Below are 21,408 nucleotides of genomic sequence, written 5' to 3'. Positions count from 1 at the left end.
CGGCCTAAAAAAAGCCGAATGGCTTCCCTCCCTACGGGAGGGGTGCGGTAGGCATGAACGCAAAGGCAGGGAGGGGTTTATCCAGCGTTGAAACCCCTTCCTCCCCTTCCCAAGGGAAGGAATCACACGGACCACCGCTTTTAAGTTCTTCCTGTACCGAAATCCTTCCTTTAGGTTTTAAGTGTTTTTTGTTTATTAAGCAACATAATGAGCGCTTTATCGGCCCGTACCTTCCGGGTATCTTCCTGTTTGGCCGATCCTACCCAATCACAATAGCCTTGTTTATACGACCTGGAAAGGTTTTCAAAAAATTCATTGGCTTCCGCGTTCTGGTCGAGCAAGACCTGCAACTCGGCAGGTATGCCTTCAATATGTTCGCCTTTTTTGAGCATAATTGGTCTGTTTTAAGCTAATATAAATAAATTTTGCAGTCACAGCTGTATTTGAGTTCCCTCCCCACGGGAGGGGCGTGGCTGGCATGAGCGCAAAGGCAGGGAGGGGTTTAGCCAAGCGGTATAAATTTTCGAATTTCATAAAACCCCTTCCTCCCCTTCAATTGCACGGGCCCTCCACTTTTTAAAATATGTAAAAAATGGCGTCATTGCGAGGTACGAAGACAACCGACCGGAGGGAGTTCATTAATACAAAATAAAACGAACACAACATTAATAATCTCTATCCTATACAGAGCGACTCTGTAAATCGGGGATTGCTTCGTACCTCGCAATGACGTGTGGAGAGGATGGGTATCCCCCTTTCTAACTACATCGTAGCCGTGACGGCCTTTTTCTCTTTTATCTCTACCCAGGGATAACTGAAGGTATAATCGCCGGAGCCAACGCTGATGGTAACGCCGTCATCACCCGTATGCGCCGTGTCAGGAGCTATCGGTTTGCCGTCGAGTTTTACATCTTCGGCATGGGCCTGCGGCAGGGTTATATCGGCTGTGGTATTAGGGGGTATAGTCACGTGGATCTGCATAGTGCCGTTATTCACTTCCCATCCCGAAAACACCTGGCCATACATACTTTGGAATGTTACTTTGGCAAAGCTGAATTTGTGATGAGGTTCGGGTTTTATAATGATATGCTTGTAACCGGCCTTACCCAATTGTAAACCGGCCATTTGCTGGTACATCCAGTCGCCAACGGCACCGTAGGAGTAATGGTTAAAGGAGTTCATGCTTTTATCTTCAAAAGTACTGTCGGTTTTGATACCGTCCCAGCGCTCCCAGATAGTAGTGGCACCCATTTTTACAGGGTACAGCCATGAAGGATATGTTTTTTGCAGCACCAGGTCATAAGCCACACTGCTATAGCCGTTTTGCGACAGTACCTGGCATAAATAAGGCGTACCTAAAAAGCCTGTAGACAGGTGGTTATTGCGGCTGCGCACATCTTCAACCAGGTAAGCCGCAGCTTTGGCTTTCAGACTGTCGGGCACCAGGCCAAATTTCAGGCCCAGTACGTAGCCGGTTTGTGAGTCGGCAAAAATGCGTCCTGTTGGGGTCACGTAATTGCGTACAAAAGCTTTTTTAACTTGTTCAAATATATCGTTGTAGTACTTTTCATCCGCAGTGTTACCTAATACCCCTGCGGATTGGCTTAGCAGTTTAGCGGAGTAGGCATAAAAGGCAGTGGCGATCAGATCGGGGTTGGTATAGCCATTGGGTTCCGAAAAATCATAAATACCGGGACGATAAAACAGCCAGTCGCCAAAAACGCTGCCTCCGCGCCAGATATATTTATCCCCGGATTTTTTGATAATATAATCCACATAAGCTTTCATGCTGGCATATTGGTTTTGCAGGATACGTTTATCGGCATAAACCTGGTACATGGTCCAGGGCACAATAACCGACACATCACCCCAGCCTGCTGAAGTAGCGTGGTTGGTTTCAAAAACATTGGGTACAACAAATGGCACCCGCCCATCGGCCGACTGATCGGCAGCAACGTCTTTTATCCATTTGGCAAAAAATGGAGCTACCTGCATATTAAAGGCTGCCGTGCGCGAAAATACCTGCGCGTCGCCCGTCCAACCCAGGCGCTCATCGCGCTGCGGGCAATCGGTGGGGATATCCAGGAAATTGCCTTTTTGCCCCCACTGGATATTATGCTGGAGCTTGTTGATCATGGTGTCGGAACAGGCAAACTGCCCCGTGATTGGCATATCTGAATGTACCACTACCGCCGTAAAATTCTCCGGTTTCAGCTCGCCTGGGAAACCTTCTACCGCGATATAACGGAAACCCATAAAGGTAAAGTGCGGTTCAAACACCTCTACCCCGCTACCCTTAAGTGTATAGTTAAGTGTTGCCGTTGCCGAGCGCAGGTTGGCGGTATAAAACTCCCCAAATTTATCCAGCACTTCGGCATGGCGGATCTTTACGTTTTGCCCGGCATTACCGCTTACTTTTAAGCGTATCCAGCCGGTAAGATTCTGTCCGAAATCCACAATCTGCGTGCCTTTGGGACTTTTAAATATGGCAATAGGCTTGATCTCCTGTATTTTGTGTACGGGTACGCTTTGCACCCCTACCAGTATTTTATTATCAAAGGCCGCCACATCAACAGGCTCCCAGCCGGCATCGTTAAAACCTTTGCTGGCCCAGCCGGGTATCTCTTTGCGGGCATCGTAATTTTCGCCATCATAAATACCGTCGAGGCGTATAGGGCCCTCATTTGTGCCTTTCCAGGAGCCATCGGTATTAATGTGCTGCACCGTACCATCGGCATAGGTGATCTGTAGTTGGCATAGCAGGGCCAATTTTTTACCCCAGAACCCCCACTGATTGGTGTAACCCGTTGTTCCGCGGAACCAACCATCTCCTACCATAGCGCCTATTACATTATCGCCTTGTTGCAGCATGGCGGTAATATCATAAACCTGGTATTGCAGGCGTTTCTTATATTCCGTCCAGCCGGGGGTAAGCACCTGATCGCCTACTTTTTTTCCGTTGAGGTATAGCTCATATAAACCATGCGCTGTGGCGTATGCCCGGGCCGATACGATCTTTTTGGATACGCTGAATTGTTTGCGCAGCATGGCCGCGGGTATTTTACGTGCGGCGGAATCCTGCTTGGGTTGTACCCAACTGGCTGTCCAGTCGGCGGGCGAAAACATACCCGTTTCAAAATAAGCCGGTTTACTCCAGGCCGATGCGTGGTTATGGTTATCCCAAACCTTGACCTGCCAGTAATAGCGGGTAGCTGGTTTTAAGGAAGTGCCAGCGTACGTGATCAGGATAGAGGAATCTGTTGTTACTTTCCCTGTGTTCCAAACTGTTTTGGATGCTGAAAAAGACACATCTGTAGCCACCCTGATATTGTAAGCCTGCTGCATGGTATTGCGCTGGGTGGTATTGATCTTCCAGCTGAGGCGTGGGTTTACGATATCGATACCTACGGGATTGCTGAGGTATTCGCAGGTTAAGCCATCGGCTGCCGGGGTTTGCGCCATGCACACTACCGGGAAAAAGAGTAAAAGATAAAGCAGTATAGGTTTCATGTTCATAATTGGTAATTCAATGATATCAATTGCGTTTTAAAGCGGCAACCCTGTCCATCCCCTCTCTTAAATTGTATACTTCAACCTCGTCTTAGTGCTGGCGCAAATAGGTTATTTCATCTTTTTTTTCATTTATAAAAACCTGCTGACATAGGGCTGTCACCAGCTGTTTGTTACTTTGAATCATCAAACAAGAACAGTAAATATTTAAAACGATAATTTATGTCAACTATCACCGCATTACTAAAAGAAATGGAGCTGGAAGCTCAAACCACTCGCAAAATGCTGGCCATTATACCTAACGATAAATATGAATGGCAGCCGCACGAAAAGAGTATGACCGTACAACGCCTGGCCAATCACATTGCTGAAATACCGGGCTGGGTAACCATGGCTCTTACTACCGATGAGCTTGATCTGGCTCATAATCCCTATAAATTTGAACCTCATGATAATACAGAGGGCGTATTGGAATTTTTTGAAAAATCACTCGAAAGCGGAAAAACTCATTTAGCACAAACCAGTGATGAAGATCTGCAAAAAAACTGGACCCTGCGTTATGACGGTAAACTTATAAGTGTAAGAACCAAAGCCGAAGTAATCCGGATGGCTTATTCGCAAACCGTGCATCACCGGGCACAAATGGGCGTTTATCTGCGTTTGCTGAATGTGCCTATCCCCGGCAGCTACGGCCCAAGCGCAGACGAAGGCGGTTTTTAAAGAAATACCTACCTATGAAAAACAAAAAAGCCATTGTCCTGTAAAATGACAATGGCTTTTTGCATGAGGTATGATTAATACTAATGCCTGTGTTTTGATAAATTGCTTACGTTAATTTCTTCCAGGAAACCATCTTCGTTGATAGCATAGCGGGCATACTCGGTATTGGTATCAATCTTATAAACGGGCTTTGATCTTTTCCTGAACTTTTTACGCACAACCAGTAACGGAAGAATGATTACGGCAAGCAGGGCGGTAACTTCTAATAAAATAATATACATGACTTTTACTTAATAAATTTGTTTGAAGGCATTGGTTATCAACAACAAACAAAGCAATAGGCCTGCCCTGTCCCCGGTTCAACCACCGTCAAATAATTATACAGCTAATTATGTGCCATAATTCTTACTAACACAAAATATTACACTTTTATTATGACCTGAGTTATAAATAATTGGTAAAAGATGGTAATTAACCGCAGGGGGCTGGTTAACGATATAAGGTAGGTTAACGGTAAAACAGAAGTATTTCTGCACAAATCAGCTATACTTAACAGAAGATTACCGTGCTGCTGCCACAGTACATAGATACTTAATTTATTTTATTTAACAACAAAAAATTTCAAAATGATTCATCCTTATCATTTTGAAATTCAAGCTTATAAATTGTAGAATAGTGTAGCATTTTGGCCCCAGAATAATTCCTGTTCTGTTGCCGATAGACCTGAGCAATAGTTGTTTACCACCTGCATAGTACCTTCGTAGCCGCCGGCCAACAAGCATACGGGCCAATCAGACCCAAACATCACCCGGTTGATGCCAAAGGCGTTGAACACGACATCCAGGTAAGGCGTAAAATCTTCGGTTTTCCAGGAGTGCCAATCGGCTTCGGTCAACATGCCTGATACTTTGCAATGTACGTTGGGATACTTGGCTAAAGCACGGATATCTTTTTGCCAGTCGTGAATGTCTTGATCTTTAATATGTGGTTTGGCCAAATGATCAAGCACAAACCTTTGATCGGGGAAACCTCCTGCAAGCAATCCGGCATAAGGCAGGTGTTCCGGGTATATCAGTATATCATAAGTATAACCATACTTCTGTAAGCTGGCAATCCCTTTCTGAAAACGAGGCTGCAGCATATACTGCTTGTCGGGCTCTGATTGTAAAATATGACGAAAGCCTTTCAGCTTGTCAAACTGTTTAAAATATTCCAGTCGTTCCTCCAGGTTATCAGCCTTCAGATCAACCCAGCCTACTACGCCTTTTACAAAAGGATTAGCGGCTGCCATTTCCAGCAGAAATTGGGTTTCCTGTTCGGATTGATCGGCCTGTACGGCCACACAACCATCGATGCCGTTCTGTTGTAATACGGGCAGCAGATCGGTTGGTAAAAAGTCGCGTTTGATCACCAGCATTTCATCGTTGATCCAACTATCACGAACCGGGTCAAATATCCAGAAATGCTGGTGTGCATCAATTTTAGGCATAAGCTACCACGTTTTGTTTTGATTCGCCCAGGCCATCGATGCCCAATTCAACTACGTCGCCTGGTTTTAAATAAAACGGCGGTTTCATACCCAGACCAACACCGGCCGGTGTACCTGTTGAAATGATATCGCCAGGCAACAGCGTCATGAACTGACTTGTATATGAAATTAAATGGGGCAGGTTAAAAATAAAGTTAGAGGTGGTACCATCCTGTAAGATTTTACCGTTCACTTTAAGCCATAAACGCAGGTTATGCGGATCGGCAATTTCATCAGGCGTAGCCAGAAACGGGCCAAGCGGCGCAAAGGTATCGCAACCTTTTCCCTTGTCCCAGGTGCCGTTGCGCTCCAGCTGAAATTCGCGCTCGGATACGTCGTTGTGCAGTACATAACCGGCTACATAACTCATCGCATCGGCTTCATCAACATACGATGCTTTTTTGCCGATCACTACAGCCAGTTCCACTTCCCAATCGGTTTTTACCGAATTTTTCGGGATCACGATATTATCATTCGGGCCCACAATAGCGGTGGTGGCCTTCATAAATATAACCGGCTCGGGTGGCAGGGGAGCATTGGTTTCTCTAGCATGATCGGCATAATTTAAACCGATACACACAATTTTTGAAGGGCGCACTATCGGGCTACCTAAACGTACGCTATCGGCAACTTCGGGCAGTTGTTTATCTTTTATAAAAGCTGCGAGGCGGGCCACACCATCAGTTTCAAAAAACTGCTCGGTATAATCTTCGCCAAAGGCAGATACATCATATTTTTTATCGTTAAGGATCACTCCTGGCTTTTCCTGCCCAATTGCTCCAAATCGTATCAGCTTCATATTTTTATTTTTTTGTTTTACGTTATACGTCGTAAGTTTTACGTTTTTCTTTATTTGAGGTAGTAGTTGTTGCAGCGTATAACGTACAACCTAAAACGTCCTACGTCCTTAGTTATTCAAGGTGATAAATCCGCCATCGATAGGATAATCGGTACCAGTGATAAAGCCGGCTTCATCCGAGCAAAGATACAGGGCCAGAGCTGCTACTTCTTCCGACCGGCCCATCCTGCCGATAGGCTGACTTTTAGATAGCTTTTCAAATATCTCATCCTCTTTACCTGCATAGTTCTTGGCTATAAAGCCATCCACAAACGGTGTATGGATGCGTGCCGGCGAAATACAGTTACACCTGATATTGTCATGCAGGAAATCGCGCGCTACAGAAAGCGTCATGGCATGTATGGCACCTTTGCTCATGGAGTAGGCAAACCTATCTGTAATACCTACGCTTGCCGCTATAGAAGCCGTATTTAATATCACACCGCCACCATTGGCTTTTAACACCGGGATCACCGCGAAAAGACAGTTGTAAGCGCCTTTAACGTTCACGTTAAATACCCGTTCAAAATCTTCGGTACTGGTATTATCAGCCCTGCCGATGTGGGCAATACCAGCATTATTGATTAGTATATCGATCTTACCTATCTTGTTAAAAGTATCCACTACTTGCTGCTGACTGCTAACGTCGCAGGCATAACCGATAGCTTTTCCGCTGGCCGCTTCAATTTCGCTTACGGTTTCGGCCGCGGCTTTATCATTTAGTTCGATGATATGAACGGTAGCACCCTGCTGCGCAAACAATACCGACATGGCCTTACCTATGCCGCTGCCCCCGCCTGTGATCACTACCGATTTATTGGTTAGTTTAAACATGTTACTCTTTTTATATTTTTTACCGGTGAGTCGACTCACCCTGTCATCGCTTCGCTTGACATCCCTCTCTTCGCCTTCGGCGGAAAGAGGGAGCTTCCTTTGTCTTTAAAAGGGCCTGTCAGTCTGAGCTTGTCGAAGACTTGTGCGTAGAGGCCTATGCCCACCATGCTTCGACGGGCTCAGCATGACACCCTGTTTTATGCTCTTGTTTTACAACGATACCCCTCTTTTCCAGGGTATAAAATCATCCTGGCCCAGTTTTACCGATTTGGGTTCAACCTCGCCGCTGGCCAATTGGATCACATAATTTAATATACGCTCCCCGGCCTGCTGAATGGTTTCGTCGCCTTCGATGATCGTTCCGCAGTTAATATCGATAATATCCGGCATACGCTCAAACATAGCGGTATTGGTTGATAATTTCACTACCGGCGTAATGGGGTTACCTGTAGGTGTACCCAAACCAGTGGTAAACAATACAATGTTCGCTCCCGAACCTACTTCGGCAGTGGTGCTTTCCACATCGCTACCAGGTGTACATAACAGGTTTAAACCGGGTTTGGTTACCTTTTCCGGATAATCCAGTACAGCCGCCACCGGTGAGGTACCGCCTTTTTTTGCCGCTCCTGCCGATTTAATGGCATCGGTGATCAAACCATCGCGAATGTTTCCGGGTGATGGGTTGGCGTAAAAACCAGAACCATCTGCTTCGGCACGCGCGTTGTAAGTGGTCATCAGTTGCATAAAACGGTTGGCCGTTTCTTCATCAACACAACGATCGCTCAATTCCTGCTCCACACCGCAAAGTTCCGGGAATTCGGCCAATATCACCGAACCGCCCATGGTTACCAGCAGATCGGACACATAACCCAATGCTGGGTTTGCCGAAATACCCGAAAACCCATCAGAACCACCGCATTCCATACCGATACATAGTTTGGATAATGGCGCGGGCTGACGCTGATTTTGATTAGCCTGTACCAAACCGGCAAAGGTTTGTTTCAGCGCCTGTTTCAACAGCTCGCTTTCGGTACCTATTTTTTGTTGCTCCAGTACTACCATAGGTTTGCTGAAGTTGGGATCGCGTTTGGCTATCTCGGCTTGTAAAATACTTACCTGTGCATGTTGGCAGCCCAAACTTAAAACTGTTGCACCGGCCACGTTGGGATGCGTAATATAACCGGCTATCAGTCCGCAAAGCGCGTCTGAATCGTCCTTGGTACCGCCGCAGCCCATGCTGTGATTCAAGAACTTTATACCGTCGATGTTTTTGAACAGCCGTTTGGAATCTGCTTTTTCTGCTGATGCCTGGATATCGGCATTCAATATCTCCTCAACAGATTTGCCTGCCTGATAAAGCTCCATCAACTGCTCCACATCTCCGTCATAGCTTTTAGCCTTTTTGTAGCCCAGTTTATCAACCAGGGCTTCTTTTAATACGTTAATGTTGCGGTTTTCGCAAAATACCAGCGGCACCACAATCCAATAGTTGGCAGTACCTACAGAGCCATCAGCCCGGTGGTAACCATTAAAGGTTTTACTGTCAAAACTACGGGTATCGGGTTGGTGCCAACTTAATTTACGCTCGCCCAAACGGTAACCGTCAGAGGCATGGTGCACATTTTGCGTGCTCAGCAAGCCACCTTGCGGTATGGTACTGGTGGTTTTGCCCACCAGTACGCCATACATATAAATTTCCTGACCGGTTTTTAGTTCGTTAATGGCGAATTTATGCTTCGCGGCAATACGATCTGCCAAAGTAAAGGTGTTACCCTCAAAATTGATCGGTGTTCCCTGCTCCAGGTTTTGCAGGGCTACCAGCACATTATCATGCGGGTGTATCCTTAAAAATGTTTCTTTTTGTACTGACATTGTATCCTAAATTCTAAACTCTAAATCCGAAACGCTAAACTTTACGATTAGGGGGCTTATCCGAATTCTGTTACCTTAATTAACTAAGGTTAATTCAATTACAGGTATCTCGTAATTTGGTTTTTTAACAGGCAGGGTTAATTCTACGTTCTGCCCATCAGTTTTACTTAAAAGCTCTGAATGATCATTTAAAAACTGCGCATATTTAATTTTACCGTTATAGCCTGGCAGCGTTAATTTACCATCTTTAGGGTAATCAAACAAATGCACATATAAACGTCCGTTCACTTTATTATACGTAAGCTTGGTACCTTCTGGTATCTTATAGCTATCGGGTGCAAAAGTACAGTTATAAATTGACTGATTGTTGGCATGCATCCAGCGGCTTAGGCTATCCAGCGCATTTGTTGCACGGTAGTCAAATTCGCCGCGGGCGGTTGGGCCAACATTTAATATCAGGTTACCACCGTTACTGGTTGAAGTAATTAACAGATCAAGCAGCTGGCGATGTGTTTTCCAGGTATTTTCGTCGCGATAATAACCCCATGAGCCCGAAAAAGTTTGACAGGTTTCCCAGGTTTTACCACGATATTTTGCCAGCTCGGCTGTACTCACCTGCTCGGGAGTTTCAAAGTCGGCGCCATCTTTATATTCTTCCAGATTCAGGCGGTTATCTACAATGATGCCCGGTTGCAGTTTGCGGATCAGCTTTAAAAGCTCAACAGAACCCCATTCGTCCTTACCTTTTCCGTGACCATCTTTACGCGGGAAAGAAAAATCGAGCCAAAGGATATCAATTTTACCATATTTGGTTAACAGCTCGGTGATCTGGTTACGCATGTACTGGCGATATTTGGCTATGTCGCGGTTCTTGTTTAAAGCAGCGTAAGAGGCATCGCTTTTGTCTTTTGGCGATTGTGGATGGATCTCGTCAATAGTATAATCAGGATGATGCCAGTCGAGCAGGGAATAATAGAAACCTACTTTAAGGCCCTGCCCGCGGAAGGCGTTCACATACTCACGAACAAGATCACGTTTGGCTTTGGTATTAGGTGCCTTGTAATCAGTAAATTTAGAGTCGAACAGACAAAAACCTTCGTGGTGTTTGGTGGTCAGCACTGCGTATTTCATGCCTGCGGCTTTAGCTTGCCTGGCCCATTTTTGAGGGTCAAACAGATCGGGGTTAAACTGGTCGAAATATTTCTGGTAGCCCGCGTTATCAATCTTTTCATTATGCTTTACCCATTCGTGCCTGGCCGCGCCGGAGTACAGGCCCCAGTGGATGAACATCCCGAAACGGTCGTCCGTCCACCATTCCATACGTTTTTGTTTCTGGGCATCGGTTTCGGTGCCGATCATTTTTTGTGCAAACACCGGTGAGAAGGACAGGAGCACCAGCGCAAATAGCAATTGAGTTCTCTTAAACATAATTTATTGAGTTGAATTGGTTTACAAGGCAAATATTTTATTCATCAAAACCCACTTTTCACCCTTCAATGCTCCCTTTACCGGTTGCTGATATTTCCACATGAGGATTTCCCATTCCTGTACTTTTTCGTTGACTGCATCAACGGCCGCTTTCTTTTCAAAACTAAAGCTATCATCGGTCTCCATGATCATAAATAAACGCACATCAAAACGATAGATCTCCATGTTGGTGATGCCAGAATCAACGATGCTTTTACGGATCTCGGGCCAGATGGCCTCGTGATATTTTTCGTACCCGGCAATCAGGGCTTCGTCATCAACCAAATCAAGTGTTAAGCAATATCTGTGGGCCATAGCTGTTTTATAAAGCTGGTTACATTGGTAATACAAAGAAATAAGGTTTGGCTTTAAATAGTTATCCCGAAATCATCAAAGTGTTAAGCTTTTTTGGCATGGGAGTTATGGGAACAAAGATTTTGGGAGCAAGGATTAAGGACAAGGATAGTAACACTGATTGGTTCCCTCCCCACGGGAGGGGTGCGGCTGACATGCGCGCAAAAGCAGGGAGGGGTTTATTCGTGATTGCCTGTAGCATAAACCCCTCCCTACCCCCTCCCGCTGGGAGGGAATCGCACTGGCCAAAGCTTTTAAATGTTATAATGAGCCCCAATCCTCTTCCAATAAATCATAGTTGCGGTTAACCCGCCGTGTGGTTTCAGGGCATAATCGGGGATGATACCAGTTAAATTGAAACCCTGTTTTTCATATAATCCAGAAGCACCTTCGTCCTGTGCGGTATCAAGTACCAGGAGGCTACGCTTGTGTTCCACTGCCAAACGTTCGGCAGCCTGCAACAGGGCTTTGGCTATGCCTTTACCACGGTGGTTGATGCGGGTCATCATTTTAGCTATTTCGGCCCTGTGCGGCTGGTTGGGCGGAAGGCCAAGCAGCAGGGTTACCGTAGCCACCGGTTCATCACCGTCAAAAGCGCCCAGCACAATACGCTCGCCACTATCGGCGGCAGCCAGCGAGCCTGTCCAAAAGTTAATGGCTTCGACTGGACTTAAAGGATGCATAAAACCAACCGAACCGCCGTTGGCTACCACTTCAATTAACATAACGCTCAGCGCTATAATGGTTTCTGGCGTACCGTTTAAAGGTTTAATTTTTATTTCGGACATAGTGTTTAAAGCTACATTCAAACATATTTATTCATTCCTCAATGAGGACGTAGGGTTAGTGAGTGCCGCCCTGAACGTGAGATAAAACGTGGTGCCTATAGCTATAACCACCAGCGCGAATACAGGCAATGCAAACTGCCACCAGGTAAGCGCTACTTTAAATGCGTAGTGATTAAGCCATTGGTTGATAAAAATATAGGCTACCGGCAAAGCGAAAAGGCTTGATACCAGTATCAATTTTACCACATCCCAGGTAAGTAAGGAGATGATACTTTGTACCGATGCACCTAAAACTTTGCGCACCCCAATTTCCTTGGTACGGCGTGCGGCCGAGTAAGCGGTTAAACCAAACAGGCCGATACAGGCAATAAATATAGCAAGCGATGAAAACAGTGTAAACACATGACCAAACTGCGTTTCCTGATTATACTGGCGATTATAAAAATCATCCAGGAAAAAGAAATCGAATGACGATTCAGGGAAATTCTCGTTCCAGGTACTTTTAATATTATTTACCATTTGGGGCATGTTGTTCTGGCTCACTTTAACCGAAAAATAATCGGCCGGGATCCACGCCAGAGCCGGGTCCATAAACAATATGACCGGGGTATATTTTTGCTGTAGTGATTGCTGATGATAATCTTTGATGACACCGATCACTTCATCCGGGCGACTTTCAACCGTTTCGAGCCATACCTTTTTCCCAACAGCATCCTCCGGCGAACTAAAACCAAACTGCTTTACCGCCGATTCATTCAATACTACGCCTACGGAATCAGCCGGGCGGCTTTTATCAAAAGCCCGCCCCGCAATCAGCTGCATGCCGTAGGCCTGCATAAAATCATGGTCAACCTTGAGCATCTCGTATGTGCGTTCTTCAGATTTTGGGGCACCGAAACGCCTGTTGGCCAAAAACTCGCGCACTTCTCGGCCCGGCACAGCGCCCGAAAGCGTAACCGCCTTTACACCCGAAAAACCCAGTAATGTATTTTTAAAACTACTGACCTTTTGCGCGTAATTGCTGGTATTGACCGGTGTTTTGATCACTATGGTTTGGTTGATGTTTACGCCTGTGCTTTGGCTGCTCATGTAAACAATTTGCCTATAAACCGCAAAAGTGCCGGCAATAAGCAGTACCGATGCCATAAACTGAAAGGCCACCATTCCCCGGCGCAGCAGTATCCCGCTTTTTGAAAAGGCGAATCGCCCTTTTAGCACCGCTATAGGTTTTAACCGCGCCAGTACCATAGCCGGATAAATGCCCGATATTAAAATGCTGCCCAAAAACACAGCGCTTACTTTTAACAACAAGGCGCTGTTAAATAACAGGCCATAGGTGTTGCTGTCATACAAATAATGTAACAATCCGTATCGGGCGCCTAATACCAATATAATAGCCACAAAAAGAGCCACTATATTAATGATGAACGATTCTGTCAAAAACTGCAGGATAAGCTGTGAAGCATGCGCCCCGCTTACCTTGCGGATACCTACCTCACGGGCACGATCAACCGATTTGGTGGTGGCCAGGTTAATATAGTTAATACAGGCTATCATCAGGATAATGAAGGCTATTACATTTAAAAAATTAACCGCGAAACGATTGCCCTTTACCTCTATTTCATAAGGTTTGGCCGGGTTTAAATGAATATCGGTAAGTGGGATCAATTTTACCGCCCATTTCAATTCTTTTAATGACGGGCCTGTTTTATACTGCTCGGCCAGTGCTGGAAATTTAGCTTCTACAGCCTGAATGGTAGCGCCCGGGTTCAATTTTACAAAAGTGTAGCTTTCATGCTGGTACCAAAAATTCTGAATGAACTTAGATGAAGTTGCCCAGGACATCAGGAAATTAAACTGCATGGTTGAATTAGCCGGAACATCTTTAAACACACCGGTAACCATACAATGGTATTTATCGCCAAGTGTACTTACATCCAGAAATTTGCCTATAGCATCGGCATTACCAAAATATTTTTTTGCTGCCGATTGTGATATCACTATGGTATTTACCTCTTTAAGTACGGTTAATGGGTCGCCTTTTACCAGTGGATAGGCAAAAAAACTAAAGAAGTTGCTATCGGCAAAGCAAACATGCGCTTCCCGGTATTTGGTGTTATTATATTTCACCACCCTTTCTGAATTGGCCCAGCTGATTCGGGCATAGGAGGCTATCTCCGGGAAATTGGCTTTCATGGCCGGGGCATAGCCGTTAGTACTGGTTGGCCAACTGTCAGTAAGATCATGGCCCCGGTAAAACTGACTTTCCACGCGATAAATATGAGGTGCATCAGGATGTATGCGGTCAAAGCTTTTTTCAAAATTCACAAAAGCTGTAATGAGTATAAATGCCGCCATACCCAGCGCCAAACCCGTTACATTTATAAAAGTGTATATTTTGTTTTTTATCAGGTTGCGGTAAGTAACCAGTAGAATATTGCGAATCATAGTTTGAAAAGGTTGAAGGCTAAATATAAGGATAATTGCCTATTTATCAAGCCGTCACTACATCAAGTCAGTAGCAATTACCTGTGTAAATTGGGTTTACATGGTTTACACTTTTCATGGTTTACATTTATTTATATCATTGATAATCAATAAATTAAATAACAAAACTCATCATAAAGTGGGTTTACATGTAAACCCACTCAGTATCTCTTCCTGCCCCCTTACGGATTCTTGGTAAACTCCTTTTGATACATCAGCGGACTTTTCCCGGTTACCTGTTTAAAATGTTTATGAAAAGTTGAAAAATTATTGAAGCCGCTATCGTAGCATAATTGCTTGATGTTCATTTTGTTTTCTATCAACAGCTTACAGGCGTAACCCACCTTTATTTCAATAATAAACTGTGAATAGGTTTTACGGGTTTTTGATTTAAAATACCGGCAAAAAGAGTTGGAGCTTACCCCCGCTATTTCGGCTATCTCGTCCAGGTATATTTTTTTCCTGAAATTGCGTACCGAGTATTCATATATATTATTAAGCCTGTCGTTCTCTGATTCATTATGGTCATATTTAAAACCGATAGAAGTAAGATAGTTAACCGGGTTGCTCACAGCTACGGTATTGAGGGCTTTTAGCAGCATGATGATCCTTTCGGCACCATCGGTATCCAGCATATCTTCCAGCAATAAGGTTAATTTTTCTTTGGTGCTCCCGCTGACCTGCAAGCCCCTTTTTGATCGTTCCAGTAAAACTTTGATGAGCTTATTTTCGGGCAATTGCAAAAAATGGTCGCCCCAAAAGTTTTCACAAAAGTGCACAACTATTATCTCTACTTTTTCGTGCCCGTTATGATCAAAATAAACATCATCAAAACGCCAGTAATGCGGCAGGTTTGAGCCAACCAACGTCATATCACCAGCTTTAAACTGTTTAATACTATCGCCGATAAACTGGGTACCGCCACCTTTTTTAAAGTAAATAAGTTCAAGTTCCGGATGGCAATGCCAGCGGTTATTGATATCGGGCAACACATCGCGCCTTACACTAAATGAATGTGCGGGTCCCGAAGAAACTTTTAACAAAAGCGGTTTCATTCAAGCTAATTTACAATTGACAGGGTAAATGTAGACAAAAAATGTATAAATAGCTTAATTTTATAGCATCTACTCATATTAAGAATATTCTATAGATCATCAAAGGGGACACATTCGATAGAATCTTTAATCTGATCGACAAAACCGAAAACCAATGCTGGTACTTTTGCGTATAATAATAAGAAAGCGTTCCGGTATCTCACCTCCGGAACGCGCAGTTACTGATTAAATCAATAACATCAACTAAATCCAGATCAATCTCATGTTTGATCTTTCTTACCAACTTTCTCAGGGATGGTAAGGCCTTAAATGCTTTATCTCCCCAACAAGGTGGCGGCTTCTGGCTGCCACCGGGAAGTTGTTTGTATCTTCTAGAAATTTAAACTTTATTGAGGAGCAACAAATATGAATGCAATTTGTTTAAAAATAAAATTACAATAATCTTATTATCAATAATATACATATAAAAACACAAACCCTCTATACTTAAAATCGTCCTCTGATAATAGATTTCTCCTCTTAATGTAAATCGTTTGGGTTAAGTCATCCAATTTAAAAATCATACGTATTTTAGCAAAAGCAATTTTGCTGGGTTTAGTGCTGCGCAATATTGTGCTCATTAAACTGTTGAATAATAATAGCTAATTTTAATACATGCAAACGGTAACTGTATCCTGGTTAAAATCGCTCGAAGCATTTAATAACGTACCCGAAGACCAGCTGCAATGGCTGCTGGATAATAGTGTTGATAATATTTTTGAAGATGGTGAGCTTTTTATGGAACCCGGCGAACCCATGAGCGGCCCTCATATTACGGTTGATGGCAGCCTGCGTTTTTTTATGATGCAAGGCGGTTTCAGGCGTGAGTTTACGGTTGTTGGCCCGGGTAATATTAGCGGCTACCTTCCGTTTTCAAGAGGTAAAATATCCAAAGGATACGCACAGGCAGTTGGTAAACTGCATATACGCAGTTTTAATACCGACCTGATACCTGATATGATCAGGAACCATTATGAGCTTACGCAATCGCTGGTTAATATCATGACCACCCGCGTACGCGATTTTACGGCCCTGCAGCAGCAAAATGAAAAGATGATGGCCCTGGGTAAACTCTCCGCCGGTTTGGCGCATGAGCTTAACAACCCGGCATCGGCCATTGTACGCGATTCGCTCACATTAAAAAAACACCTGGAACAGGAACCCGAAAGTGTGAAGGCTATCTTTACCATGAAGCTTGAACCCGATCAGGTTACCGGCATCACCGATCTTCTGTTTCAGCAAATTTCGCAGCAAAATACAACCCGCCTAAGCCTTAAACAACGGACCCATCGCGAAGATGAAATAATGGAGTGGTTTGATGAGCATGAGATAGAGAATGGTTATGACATTGCTGAAAGTTTTGTTGATTTTAATTTCAGCACAGATATTCTTGAAAAATTCAATGCGATTGTCGCATCTGAAAACCTGTCGGATATATTGAACTGGATAAGTGATGTACTGATCTCCGAAAAAATGATCAGTGATATACAGGAATCTGCCAGGCGCATTGCCGAGCTGGTAAGTTCTGTTAAAACTTTTACCCACATGGATCGCGGGCAGGATAAACAATATGCCGACATACACATTGGTATACGCAACACCCTTACCATGCTGGGCTACAAGATCAGGAAAGGAAATATCAACGTTATTGAAGATTTTGACGAAACCCTACCCGAGGTAAAGGCACTGATAGGGGAACTTAACCAGGTATGGACTAACCTGATTGATAATGCCATTGATGCCATGGCCGCCAATGGTACGGGGACCTTAACTGTAAAAACCCGCCGCGACCGTGAGTTTGTGGAGGTATTTATAGTTGATGATGGCCCCGGTATACCGGACGAAATACAAAGCCTGATATTTGATCCTTTCTTTACAACCAAAGACATGGGCAAAGGCACAGGCATGGGGCTTGAAGTGGTGCAACGAATTGTAAAGCAACATCGTGGCTCCATCAAAGTAAAATCAGAACCGGGCAAAACTGTATTCAGCGTTTGTTTCCTGATTGATGGATAAGCTCTTTTATTATCAGGTAATTAGTATCAAGTATCAAGACAGCTTTGTTTTTATACACTTTCAAAAAGCTTGATACTTGATACTAACTACTTGATACTTATCTTAAAATATTAATAATTTTACCTTTAGAAAAACACCCCTATGAGCCGCCCTATAATATTCTCCATTGACGATGACCCGCAGGTACTGCGGTCCATAAGCCGCGACATGAGGTCGCAGTATGGTAAAGAGTACAAAATTTTGAGCACCACATCAGCAAATGAGGCCCTGGAAAGCCTTACCGAACTAAAAAACAGCTCGGACGTGGTCGCTTTGTTCCTATGCGACCAGCGCATGCCCGAGATGGAAGGAGTGAAATTTTTAGAGAAGGCAAAAAAAATATATCCCGATGCCAAACGTGTTTTGCTTACGGCCTACTCAGATACCGAGGCCGCGATAAAGGCCATTAACGACGTGCAGCTCGATTATTACCTGATGAAACCCTGGGATCCACCCGAAGAAAAGCTGTACCCGGTAATCAACGATCTGTTGGACGACTGGCAAAACAACTACGTACCCGAATTTGTAGGCATTAAGTTGGTAGGGTTTCAATTTTCACCGCAATCGCACCAGATCAAAGATTTTTTGGCAGGTAACCTGATACCTTACCGCTGGTTTGATATCGAAAAAAACATTGATGCCGCCGGTCTTTTAACCTTAAATAATTTAACCACCGACGATCTGCCCCTGGTAGTTTTTGAGGATGGCAGCCATATCGCCAAACCAACCATAAGGGCCATTGCCGAAAAACTGGATAAAAGTCCGCAGCAATTGACCGATGTTTATGACGTAGTGATCATCGGCGCTGGGCCTGCCGGACTGGCAGCAGCGGTTTACGGTGCATCGGAAGGGTTAAAAACCTTATTAATAGAGCGCAAAGCTCCCGGTGGCCAGGCAGGTACCAGTTCGCGTATTGAAAACTACCTGGGTTTCCCGGCAGGTTTAAGCGGAGCTGATTTGACCAGACGTGCCATAAGCCAGGCTATGCGTTTGGGTGCCGAATTTTTATCACCCCAATCTGTAAGTGATATCAAACAAAAAGATGGCTACAAAACCATTATTTTGGATGATGGCCCCGAAATTATCAGTCGTACGGTAGTAATTACTACAGGCGTTGATTACCGTAAACTGGAGGTTAAAGGTGTTGAAAATTACACCGGCGCTGGTATTTACTATGGCGCTGCCACTACCGAGGCTACAGCCTGCACAGGTAAAGAAGTATATGTAATTGGCGGTGGCAACTCTGCGGGACAGGCAGCTATGCACCTGTCCAAATTTGCTAAAAACGTATACATCATTATCCGCCGTGATGATCTGGTAGCAACCATGTCTGCCTATCTTATTACCCAGATCGCAGATACACCTAATATTCATTTGGTACCCAATACCGAGATTGCCGAAGCTGCCGGTACCAATTGCCTGGAGGAATTGACCCTGTTAAACTGTAAAACACAGGAGACAGAAAAAAAGGTGGCCAATGCCCTGTATATTTTTATCGGAGCAAAACCTTATACCGATTGGATCAAACTCGACATTATCAAAAACAATAAGGATTTTATTGAGACCGGGCGCGAGCTGCGCAGCTACGAAGGCTTTGGTAAGATATGGAAGCTTAAACGCGACCCCTTTTTATTGGAAACCAGCTGCTCTGGCATATTTGCCGCCGGCGATGTACGTGCCGGAGCCATGAACCGGGTAGCATCAGCCGTAGGCGAAGGTTCTATGGCCATTAGCTTTGTGCATAAATATCTGGCAGAAGTTTAATCAAATAAAGATAATGGAAGAGGAAACATGCCAGCATTTAGCTGCCGTTAAGGATATCAAACAACCCCAGGATTACATTTGCGAGGAGTGCGTGAAAACACATTCCTCGTGGATGCATTTGCGCACCTGCCAAACCTGCGGCGTTACACTTTGCTGTGATAGTTCGCCCAATACACACATGACCAGGCATTTTGAGCAAACCGGCCACCCGGTAGTGATCTCTGCCGAGCCAGGCGAACATTGGCTTTGGTGCTATGTAGACGAGTTAGCGACGGGGTATTAGGTTTTTGTCTGAACCTTGATTTATCAGATTAAAGGATTCGCAGGGTTTTTTCTTTAGCTTCTTGCACTCGTCTGTGACGAGTGCTTAAAATGGTTCGGCGATTGCATCGCCACAACTCTTTTTATATACGCATTGTAAATGCTTACCCACATTAAGCACTCGTCACAGACGAGCGCAAGGGTTAAGGTTTGTCAATTATGATTTCTCACTCAAATACTTATCTAAAGATATAGGTCCCGAACCCAGGATAGTGAAAAGCACCAGCAATATCAACGCTACAATGGATGGCCATGCCAGGGCGTTGATGGGTTCCTGGAAAATGCTTGTCAAAAACACAGCGCCTAAAACTATAGGTATTTGTATAATACAACCCAAACGGGTAAGTATGCCTACTGCTATCAACACACCGCCAACCATGTGTGCAAACGTTACATAATAAACCAGCGCCATCAATACAATAGGCGATAGATCCACCACATCCTGACTATCAATAAGACTTTTAAGGTAAGCGGTATTGTCCATAAAGGCTATACCTTTCAGCAGTAAAAATACACCAAGGGCAATACGTATCAAATCAAGGGCTTTAGGGTGATGAGTATCGCCCCAATTTTCAATTTTATGAACCAGGTTCATGACAGCCTCCTTTTTTTAAAGGTTAATTGGTATAAAAGGCAGCGGCTTTATGAGTTAAAGGGGCATACCTTATTTTACTAAATATAATAACAAACTTGTTATATATGCAAATTGTTTTATCGACACCAATACAGGTAAGTAATTGAAAACAAGGACAACTCATTAGTTATCTACCAATTTATCCTAAAGCATTATCTTTTAGCCATTCCCGCAATGTGGATAAGTCTTTTTGTACAGCTCTGGTAAATTGCTGTTTGCTGATAGTTAATTGTTTGGCGCCGTCCTGGGCACCACCCAGTTCATATTCGCAATGCAAGCTCAGCGGGCCACCGATACTGTGTTGTTTAATTACTTCAAAGTATTTTTTAAAATCAACCATACCCTCGCCCAACGGCACGCTTTTTACCTGCCATTTGCCTGCTTTTTTCTCCCAGTAAAAATCCTTGACGTTGGTAGTTTTAATATAAGGTACCAGGGGTTGTATGGAAGTAGCCCAGGTATCGGCCCCTTCGGTGGTGGCATGCCTGATATCGTACTGACAACCGATAGATGCCGGATCAAGATCTTTAAGCGCCAGCCAAAGGTCCCAAACAGACGCGCCAAACAAATCGCCCGAGTGGTTTTGATAAGCACCGTGCATATGATATTGTTTGTTTAAAGCAGCCAGACCGGCAAGCTGTTTACTGATAGCCTGCAAATTTGCAGGTATGGTGAGGGCTTTATCATAGTTAAACCAGGCCGTGCGGTAATATTTAATACCCAATGCCGAAGCCGCTTTTAAAATATCGACAGCGTATTTTTCATCGGGTTGTTTAATATTCGTAACGATGGAATACACTTTCAGCCCGGCTTTTTCAACCGCGGCAACCGCCTTTGGCAGATCGGCAGTAACATTTTCAGGCAACACATGACCATCAGGGCGTACAGTAAGATCAACTCCGTCAAAACCTATTTCGGCAGCCAGCGCAGCCATATCGGTATAATTAAGCCAGTGCAGGTGTTTTGAAAAGATGCTTACTTTGATCTTTTCGGCAGCTGGATCACCGACACCATGTTGATCTTTAAAAGCTAAAGGGACCGAAGATATTTTTCCGAGGGCATTTAATCCCAGGGGCATACCGGCTGCTGCCAGCGCGGCCGTAGTGAGAAACTTTTTGCGACTGATGGTTTTCATAGGCTTT

Annotated in this window: 18 protein-coding genes; 4 read left to right on the top strand and 14 right to left on the bottom strand. The window is 44.4% G+C overall.

Going from position 1 to position 21,408, the window contains the following annotated elements:
• Nucleotides 1-170: 170 nt before the first annotated feature.
• Nucleotides 171-392, bottom strand: coding sequence for a YdeI/OmpD-associated family protein (locus tag BLR84_RS03250; protein ID WP_090464235.1), 222 nt, complete (start codon nt 390-392; stop codon nt 171-173).
• Between the two features lie 370 nt (nt 393-762).
• Nucleotides 763-3,510, bottom strand: a complete 2,748-nt coding sequence (locus tag BLR84_RS03245; protein WP_255366844.1) for an alpha-L-rhamnosidase — start codon at nt 3,508-3,510, stop codon at nt 763-765.
• 222 nt (nt 3,511-3,732) lie between these two features.
• Here BLR84_RS03245 and BLR84_RS03240 point away from each other — a divergent pair, with 222 nt between their 5' ends.
• Complete coding sequence (locus tag BLR84_RS03240; protein WP_090464229.1) at nt 3,733-4,230, top strand: DinB family protein; 498 nt, start codon at nt 3,733-3,735, stop codon at nt 4,228-4,230.
• 80 nt (nt 4,231-4,310) lie between these two features.
• Here the strand turns inward: BLR84_RS03240 and BLR84_RS03235 are convergent, their stop codons facing one another.
• The 10 genes from BLR84_RS03235 to BLR84_RS03185 form a co-directional block, all read right to left on the bottom strand.
• Nucleotides 4,311-4,511 (bottom strand): hypothetical protein, encoded by a 201-nt coding sequence (locus tag BLR84_RS03235; RefSeq protein WP_076373622.1) that lies wholly within the window; start codon nt 4,509-4,511, stop codon nt 4,311-4,313.
• Nucleotides 4,512-4,888: 377 nt separating this feature from the next.
• Complete coding sequence (locus BLR84_RS03230) at nt 4,889-5,719, bottom strand: amidohydrolase family protein (RefSeq protein ID WP_090464226.1); 831 nt, start codon at nt 5,717-5,719, stop codon at nt 4,889-4,891.
• Nucleotides 5,712-6,557 carry a fumarylacetoacetate hydrolase family protein gene (locus BLR84_RS03225; protein ID WP_090464223.1) on the bottom strand — a complete coding sequence of 282 codons (846 nt, stop codon included), beginning with the start codon at nt 6,555-6,557 and terminating at the stop codon, nt 5,712-5,714. Before BLR84_RS03225 ends, BLR84_RS03230 begins: the two co-directional genes overlap by 8 nt.
• Nucleotides 6,558-6,665: 108 nt before the next feature.
• Nucleotides 6,666-7,430: an SDR family NAD(P)-dependent oxidoreductase gene (locus BLR84_RS03220; protein ID WP_090464221.1), complete on the bottom strand. Its 765-nt coding sequence runs from the start codon at nt 7,428-7,430 to the stop codon at nt 6,666-6,668.
• Between the two features lie 210 nt (nt 7,431-7,640).
• Entirely contained in the window at nt 7,641-9,302 is a 1,662-nt protein-coding gene (locus BLR84_RS03215; RefSeq protein WP_090464218.1) for a UxaA family hydrolase, read from the bottom strand.
• A 75-nt stretch (nt 9,303-9,377) separates the two neighbouring features.
• On the bottom strand, nt 9,378-10,730 hold the full coding sequence (locus tag BLR84_RS03210; RefSeq protein WP_090464216.1) for an alpha-L-fucosidase: 1,353 nt from the start codon (nt 10,728-10,730) through the stop codon (nt 9,378-9,380).
• A gap of 21 nt (nt 10,731-10,751) precedes the next feature.
• On the bottom strand, nt 10,752-11,084 hold the full coding sequence (locus BLR84_RS03205; RefSeq protein WP_090464213.1) for an L-rhamnose mutarotase: 333 nt from the start codon (nt 11,082-11,084) through the stop codon (nt 10,752-10,754).
• A 293-nt stretch (nt 11,085-11,377) separates the two neighbouring features.
• Nucleotides 11,378-11,911, bottom strand: coding sequence for a GNAT family N-acetyltransferase (locus BLR84_RS03195; RefSeq protein ID WP_090464209.1), 534 nt, complete (start codon nt 11,909-11,911; stop codon nt 11,378-11,380).
• A 27-nt stretch (nt 11,912-11,938) separates the two neighbouring features.
• Nucleotides 11,939-14,359, bottom strand: a complete 2,421-nt coding sequence (locus tag BLR84_RS03190) for an ABC transporter permease (RefSeq protein WP_090464206.1) — start codon at nt 14,357-14,359, stop codon at nt 11,939-11,941.
• Nucleotides 14,360-14,580: 221 nt separating this feature from the next.
• Entirely contained in the window at nt 14,581-15,453 is an 873-nt protein-coding gene (locus BLR84_RS03185; protein WP_090464203.1) for an AraC family transcriptional regulator, read from the bottom strand.
• A gap of 654 nt (nt 15,454-16,107) precedes the next feature.
• Between BLR84_RS03185 and BLR84_RS03180 the strand changes: the two genes are divergently transcribed.
• From BLR84_RS03180 to BLR84_RS03170, 3 genes are all read left to right on the top strand, one after another.
• Nucleotides 16,108-17,508: an ATP-binding protein gene (locus tag BLR84_RS03180; RefSeq protein WP_090464200.1), complete on the top strand. Its 1,401-nt coding sequence runs from the start codon at nt 16,108-16,110 to the stop codon at nt 17,506-17,508.
• 141 nt (nt 17,509-17,649) lie between these two features.
• Nucleotides 17,650-19,311 carry a response regulator gene (locus tag BLR84_RS03175; RefSeq protein WP_090464198.1) on the top strand — a complete coding sequence of 554 codons (1,662 nt, stop codon included), beginning with the start codon at nt 17,650-17,652 and terminating at the stop codon, nt 19,309-19,311.
• Between the two features lie 13 nt (nt 19,312-19,324).
• Complete coding sequence (locus BLR84_RS03170) at nt 19,325-19,594, top strand: UBP-type zinc finger domain-containing protein (protein ID WP_090464195.1); 270 nt, start codon at nt 19,325-19,327, stop codon at nt 19,592-19,594.
• A gap of 195 nt (nt 19,595-19,789) precedes the next feature.
• Here BLR84_RS03170 and BLR84_RS03165 read toward each other — a convergent pair whose 3' ends face one another.
• Both BLR84_RS03165 and BLR84_RS03160 read right to left on the bottom strand, forming a co-directional pair.
• Nucleotides 19,790-20,227, bottom strand: coding sequence for a DoxX family protein (locus BLR84_RS03165; RefSeq protein WP_090464192.1), 438 nt, complete (start codon nt 20,225-20,227; stop codon nt 19,790-19,792).
• A 178-nt stretch (nt 20,228-20,405) separates the two neighbouring features.
• Complete coding sequence (locus BLR84_RS03160) at nt 20,406-21,401, bottom strand: sugar phosphate isomerase/epimerase family protein (protein ID WP_090464189.1); 996 nt, start codon at nt 21,399-21,401, stop codon at nt 20,406-20,408.
• Between the last annotated feature and the right edge of the window lie 7 nt (nt 21,402-21,408).

The sequence above is a fragment of the Mucilaginibacter sp. OK268 genome, assembly GCF_900103125.1.
GTDB lineage: Bacteria > Bacteroidota > Bacteroidia > Sphingobacteriales > Sphingobacteriaceae > Mucilaginibacter.
Note: the sequence above shows the minus strand (reverse complement) of the source record. Positions and strands in the feature narration are given on the sequence as shown.